Raw genomic sequence first — 4,828 nt, 5'->3', positions numbered from 1 at the left:
CTGAGCGAGCCCGGAAGCGGCTGCTGGCCGCCGGCTTGCCGTGCGTGCTGGGCCATGCCGACTTCGAGGCGCAGAACCTGCGGTGGCGGGGCTTGGAGGTGTGGGCGGTGCACGACTGGGACAGCCTGGCGTGGCAGCCGGAGGCGGCGCTGGTGGGAGCGGCGAGCGGGTCGTTCGCCAGTTCCGGACCGCCCACGCTGGCGCCGATCGAAAGCTCGGAGGCGTTCCTGGTGGCGTATCAAGACGTTCGAGGGCGTCTGTTCACAGCCGTGGAGCTGGAGATCGCATGGGCGGCCAGCTTGTGGATGGCTGCCTACAACGCCCGGGAGATGGCACTGTGCGGCGGCACCCCGGCGGGCGGCGCTGCGCTGCGGGCGCAGGCAGCCGAACGCCTGCGCCGGGCCAATGCGTGACATCAGCACGCAATTCGGCGAGGCGAAGGTGACAACACATAGATGATCTGCGATGATGGGAGCGCTCCCATTTACGACTCTGGCGCCTTGATGGCCCGGCTTTCCGCGGCCGATCTACTGATCCGCGCGCCCCCGCGCTCGGCGTGTCTCGGTGATCGAGACCGACGAAAGGACACATCCATGAGTTCGAGAGGAAGGAAGGCCGGGCTCGCATTCCTTGCCGCGATCCTGACCTTTGCCGGATCCGTGTCCGGCGTCACGAGGTCGGCCTCGGCAGGCGTCGTGGCCGAGCGGAACGCTTCGCAGCTGGTCGCCGACTTGGGTGCCGGCTGGAACCTGGGCAACGCCCTCGAGGCCAGCAACAACGGCATCCCCGACGAAACGGCCTGGGGAAACCCGGTCGTGACGCAGGCTCTCATCGACCGGGTGCGGGCCTCCGGATTCAAGACGATCCGGATCCCGGTGTCCTACCTGGGACACATCGGCGCCGGCCCCAATTACACGGTCAACGCGGCCTGGCTGAACAGGATTCAGCAGGTCGTCGACTACGCCCACGGCCGGGGCCTGAATGTGCTGATCAACATGCACGGCGACGGGTACAAGACCGTCACCGGGTCGTGGCTCATCTGCGATGCGGCCGACCAGACGACGATCAAGGACAAATATCAGAAGGTCTGGCAGCAGATAGCGACCAGATTCCAGAGCTACGACGACCACCTGATCTTCGAGTCCATGAACGAGAACTTCGATGGGCAGTACGGCAACCCGACCCAGCCGTGCTACTCGAACATCAACGCGTACAACCAGATTTTCGTGGACACCGTGCGGCGGACCGGCGGGGGCAACGCGTCCCGGTGGCTACTGGTCCCCGGCTGGAACACCAATATCGATCACACCGTGGGCGACGGCTTCGTGCTTCCCACCGACCAGCACCGGTCCTCGTCCATCCCGGCGGGTGAGCAACGGATCATGATCTCCGTGCATTACTACGACCCGTGGGATTTCACCGGACAGGAAGACGGTGCCATCACGCAATGGGGCGCCGGTGCGACGAACCCGGCGAAGAAGTCGGTGTGGGGCCAGGAAGACTTCCTGGACGCACAGTTGAAGAAGATGCACGACAAATTCGTCACGCGCGGATACCCGGTGTTCGTCGGTGAGTACGGCTCGATCGACAAGACGACGTACGACTCCGCGAACAACCGCTACCGCGCGGATTACGCACACGCCGTGGTGGCCACGGCCAAGAAGTACGGAGCGGCCACCGCCTACTGGGACAACGGCTGGAACGGCCAACACGGGTTCGGTTTGTTCAACCGCGGCTCCGCCACCGTGACCCAGCAGGGCCTCATCGACACCATCATGAGCGCCGTCAGCGGCAACAACCCGCCGCCGACCACCCCGCCGCCGACCACCCCGCCACCGACCACCGCCGGCTCCTGCCGGGTCAGCAGCGCGGTCAACGCATGGAACACCGGCCTGACCAACAGCATCACCATCACCAACACCGGCGCCGCCGCCATCAACGGCTGGACCCTGGCCTTTTCTCTGGCCACCGGACAGACCATCGTTTCCGGCTGGAACGCCAATTACTCCCCGGCCGGCGGCACGGTGACCGCGACCAACGCCAGTTACAACGGCGCCCTTCCGCCAGGCGGCTCAGCCACGATCGGCTACCAGGCCAACCACAGCGGCAACGCTGCCGCCCCGACCGGTTTCCGGCTCAACGGCACCGCCTGCAGTTGACCTCTGCACATGCGACGGGCCGGTGCCGCTTCGGCGGCCCGGCCCATCGTCTGCACCGCGGCTCGATGGTGTGGCCGGGCGCACCGGGCGCCGCAGGCACGCGAGGCCGGGAACATCACTCGGCCGGGCCCTTGGACGGGACCCGGCCGAGATGCCGCATCGCCGGCTCAGAAGTCGATCTTCTCCCAGGTGCTTCGGTCGGCTACGTCGCGGAGCTCCAGACCGTCCGCGACCTTGCGGAGCTCGTCCAGCGACAGGAGCTTGCCGTAGCCGCTCAGGGAGACGAGGTAGTCGCCGTGGATCACTGAGCAGCTTTCGCCGTCCGGGTAGCACTGGATGCCCGGCTCAGTGCTGAACTCGTTCTTCTCACCGGGCTTCGGCTTCGGGAAGACCCCGATCGACAGGTGACCGGGGAGGACGGCGTCCACCCGGGTGGCCGGGTTGGCGAGCGGGCCCTGGTGCAGGTAGACCACCGAGTCGGACATACCGTACTTGGCTTCCGTCTGCGACACCGACACGGCCTGCCAGCCCTTCGGCACGTAGCCGAGGCGGTACGGCACCTTGAGCTCCCGTTCCTTGTCGGTGGACAGCTTCTCCGCGATGTCGGCCACCGTCGCCCGGGGCAGGTCGGGTCCGCCGTAGCTGGGCACGAACGTGGCCCAGGCCTCGTCGTCCCACTGCCACGCCAGAGCGGCCATCGTCTGCTTGCTCGTAGCCTTCTGCGGCTCCGAGGAATCCGGCGGCGAGCCGTAGGTCCAATCCCGGCCGATGGCCTCCCGGCCGCCCACCGTCACCGGGTACTGCTCACCGATGGTGAGGGTGGCGTTACCGGCACCGCCGAACGTCGACGGGTCGTACAGGTCCTTCTGGTAGACGGTGAGCGTGGCCACCGACAGCGGGTACTTGCTGCCGAGGTCGTCCTCCCACGACAAACCGTCGTGATAGACGGGCAGCTCGGTGTAGCCCTCGGTCACCGTGGTGGCCGGGCCGATCTGGTACGCGCCGACCCGGTACTCGACCAGGTTCGTCTTGAAGTCGATCTTCTTGACCGGCAGCGGCTCGTCGATCGGCGCGGCCGGGGGCGGCGAGAACGAGGCCATCGGCGTCGCGCCGTCGTTGGCCGCCATGATGCCGCTGGGGTCGGCCGGGGCGAGCTGGGGGAGCACCGTCACCGCGGCGGCAAGGCAGGCCACGACGCCGGCGCCGATCGCCAGGTTACGGCGGTTCCGCGTACGGCGGGCGCGGTTGATGATGTCGTCAGTGGTCGTATGCGCCGGCGGCTGCGGGGCGTTCCGCACCGATTCCAGGACGTCCTCGATGTGGTAGGGCACGCTCGTCTCCTTCGTTGTCGTACAGCGTGATGTCATCGGCGGCCAGCACGGCCCGCAGCGTGTCAAGTCCGCGTGTGGACTGGCTCTTGACGGTGCCGGGCCGGCACTTCAGGACCTCGGCGGTCTCCTCGACGCTGAGGCCCTCGAGGAACCTCAGGACGAGCACGGCGCGTTGCCGGGTTGGCACCCGGCCCAGGGCGGCGTGTAGCCGCAGCCGTTCGTCGACATCGCCGGTATGGTCCGACAGCGCCACATCGGGCAGGTTGTCCCCGGAGGAGTGTTCCCGCCGCCACGGCCGCCGCTTCTCCCCGATCGCCGCGCGGACCACCATCGTCCGGGCGTACGCGTCCGGGGCGGCGACCTTCTTCCACCGCGGATACAACTTGGCCAACGTGCCCGCGACGGCGTCCTCGGCCGTCTGCCAGTCGCCGCACGTCACGTACGCGAGCGCGCGCAATCGGTCGAAATGACTGCGGACGAACTCGCGGAAATTATCCGCATCCTCGGCATCCACTACGGTGCACTCCCTTCGTCGCGGTAAGAGGCGCGACGGAGACGGCAGGGTTGCACGAGATGGCAAGCTTTCGAGAAACGCTCAGTGGTGGCGGAATTTCAGCATGCGTCGCGGTCGGCGATCTCGAGCCACCGGGTTGTGGGGTCAACCGGTCCAGCCGAGCAGGTTCTCGCCCGCGGTCAGGACGCCGAACCATGTCAGCGCGGCCACCAGGGGCAGGACCATCACGTACAGCGGCCGCTGGGTGCGCAGAAGCCAGATCGCGACCACCAGCAACGCGAGCCAGATGATGAGGAGCAGGGCCACCGCCCAGCCTGGCGCGAGCAACCCGCTTGCGGCGTAGAAGATTGCAGTCGCCAGCAGGGCGACGAACCCGACCCAGCCAAGAACCCACTGCCACAGGGGACGCTTCACGTCGGCAGTGTGACACCCCCGGCTCTTCCGACCAATGGGCGAGCAGGTCGTACGAGATTCTCCGCTGCGGGAGCGAACCAAACCGGGGTCGGTGGTGACTAACAGGGCGACAGTCCAATCGAGGGAGATTCGCCATGAGTCAGGTGTCACCAATTCATCATTTAAGAATAATTGAGCTTTATCTTCAATTTTTGTATCCAATTTTGATTGTGAAAACCAATCTGCTAAATCTTCTAATCCTTTTCTTTTAGCCTCAGTTGCACGTGTTTTCTTTTTTTGTTTATATGGACGATATAAATCTTCAACTCTTTGTAGCTTCGTCTGTGTTAATATGTCTTGCTTTATGGCTCAGGTAGCGGCGGCGAATGTGCGGCGTGCACGTGCAGTGCTGGTCGCCGGCGGGCTGGGCG

At 65.9% G+C, this 4,828-nt stretch carries 4 protein-coding genes and 2 pseudogenes; 2 read left to right on the top strand and 4 right to left on the bottom strand.

From position 1 onward, the window contains the following. Together AB0M20_RS27770 and AB0M20_RS27765 are read left to right on the top strand one after the other, a co-directional pair. Positions 1-413 (top strand): annotated as a pseudogene (locus AB0M20_RS27770) (hypothetical protein); the annotation flags it as partial. 180 nt (positions 414-593) lie between these two features. Continuing rightward, the gene (locus AB0M20_RS27765; protein WP_364303087.1) at positions 594-2,159 is read left to right on the top strand and encodes a cellulase family glycosylhydrolase; all 1,566 of its coding nucleotides are present in this window, start codon (positions 594-596) and stop codon (positions 2,157-2,159) included. A 167-nt stretch (positions 2,160-2,326) separates the two neighbouring features. Here AB0M20_RS27765 and AB0M20_RS27760 read toward each other — a convergent pair whose 3' ends face one another. The 4 genes and pseudogenes from AB0M20_RS27760 to AB0M20_RS27745 form a co-directional block, all read right to left on the bottom strand. Further along, positions 2,327-3,490, bottom strand: a complete 1,164-nt coding sequence (locus AB0M20_RS27760; RefSeq protein WP_364303085.1) for a hypothetical protein — start codon at positions 3,488-3,490, stop codon at positions 2,327-2,329. Next, a complete protein-coding gene (locus AB0M20_RS27755; RefSeq protein WP_364303083.1) occupies positions 3,417-4,004 on the bottom strand; it encodes a SigE family RNA polymerase sigma factor in 588 nt (195 codons plus the stop codon). The genes AB0M20_RS27760 and AB0M20_RS27755 overlap by 74 nt, the downstream gene beginning before the upstream one ends. A gap of 144 nt (positions 4,005-4,148) precedes the next feature. Then, on the bottom strand, positions 4,149-4,418 hold the full coding sequence (locus AB0M20_RS27750) for a hypothetical protein (RefSeq protein ID WP_364303081.1): 270 nt from the start codon (positions 4,416-4,418) through the stop codon (positions 4,149-4,151). Positions 4,419-4,583: 165 nt separating this feature from the next. Next, positions 4,584-4,751: pseudogene (locus AB0M20_RS27745) on the bottom strand (Tex-like N-terminal domain-containing protein); the annotation flags it as partial. Positions 4,752-4,828 lie beyond the last annotated feature (77 nt).

It is taken from the genome of Actinoplanes sp. NPDC051633, assembly GCF_040681735.1.
Classification (GTDB): Bacteria; Actinomycetota; Actinomycetes; order Mycobacteriales; family Micromonosporaceae; genus Actinoplanes.
The sequence above is the reverse complement of the archived record's forward strand: the minus strand, read 5'-3'. Positions and strand labels throughout refer to the sequence as shown.

Bases quoted from the DNA above. Each gene is read 5' to 3' on its own strand.
- AB0M20_RS27765 (WP_364303087.1), top strand. From the start codon at position 594: ATGAGTTCGAGAGGAAGGAAGGCCGGGCTCGCATTCCTTGCCGCGATC.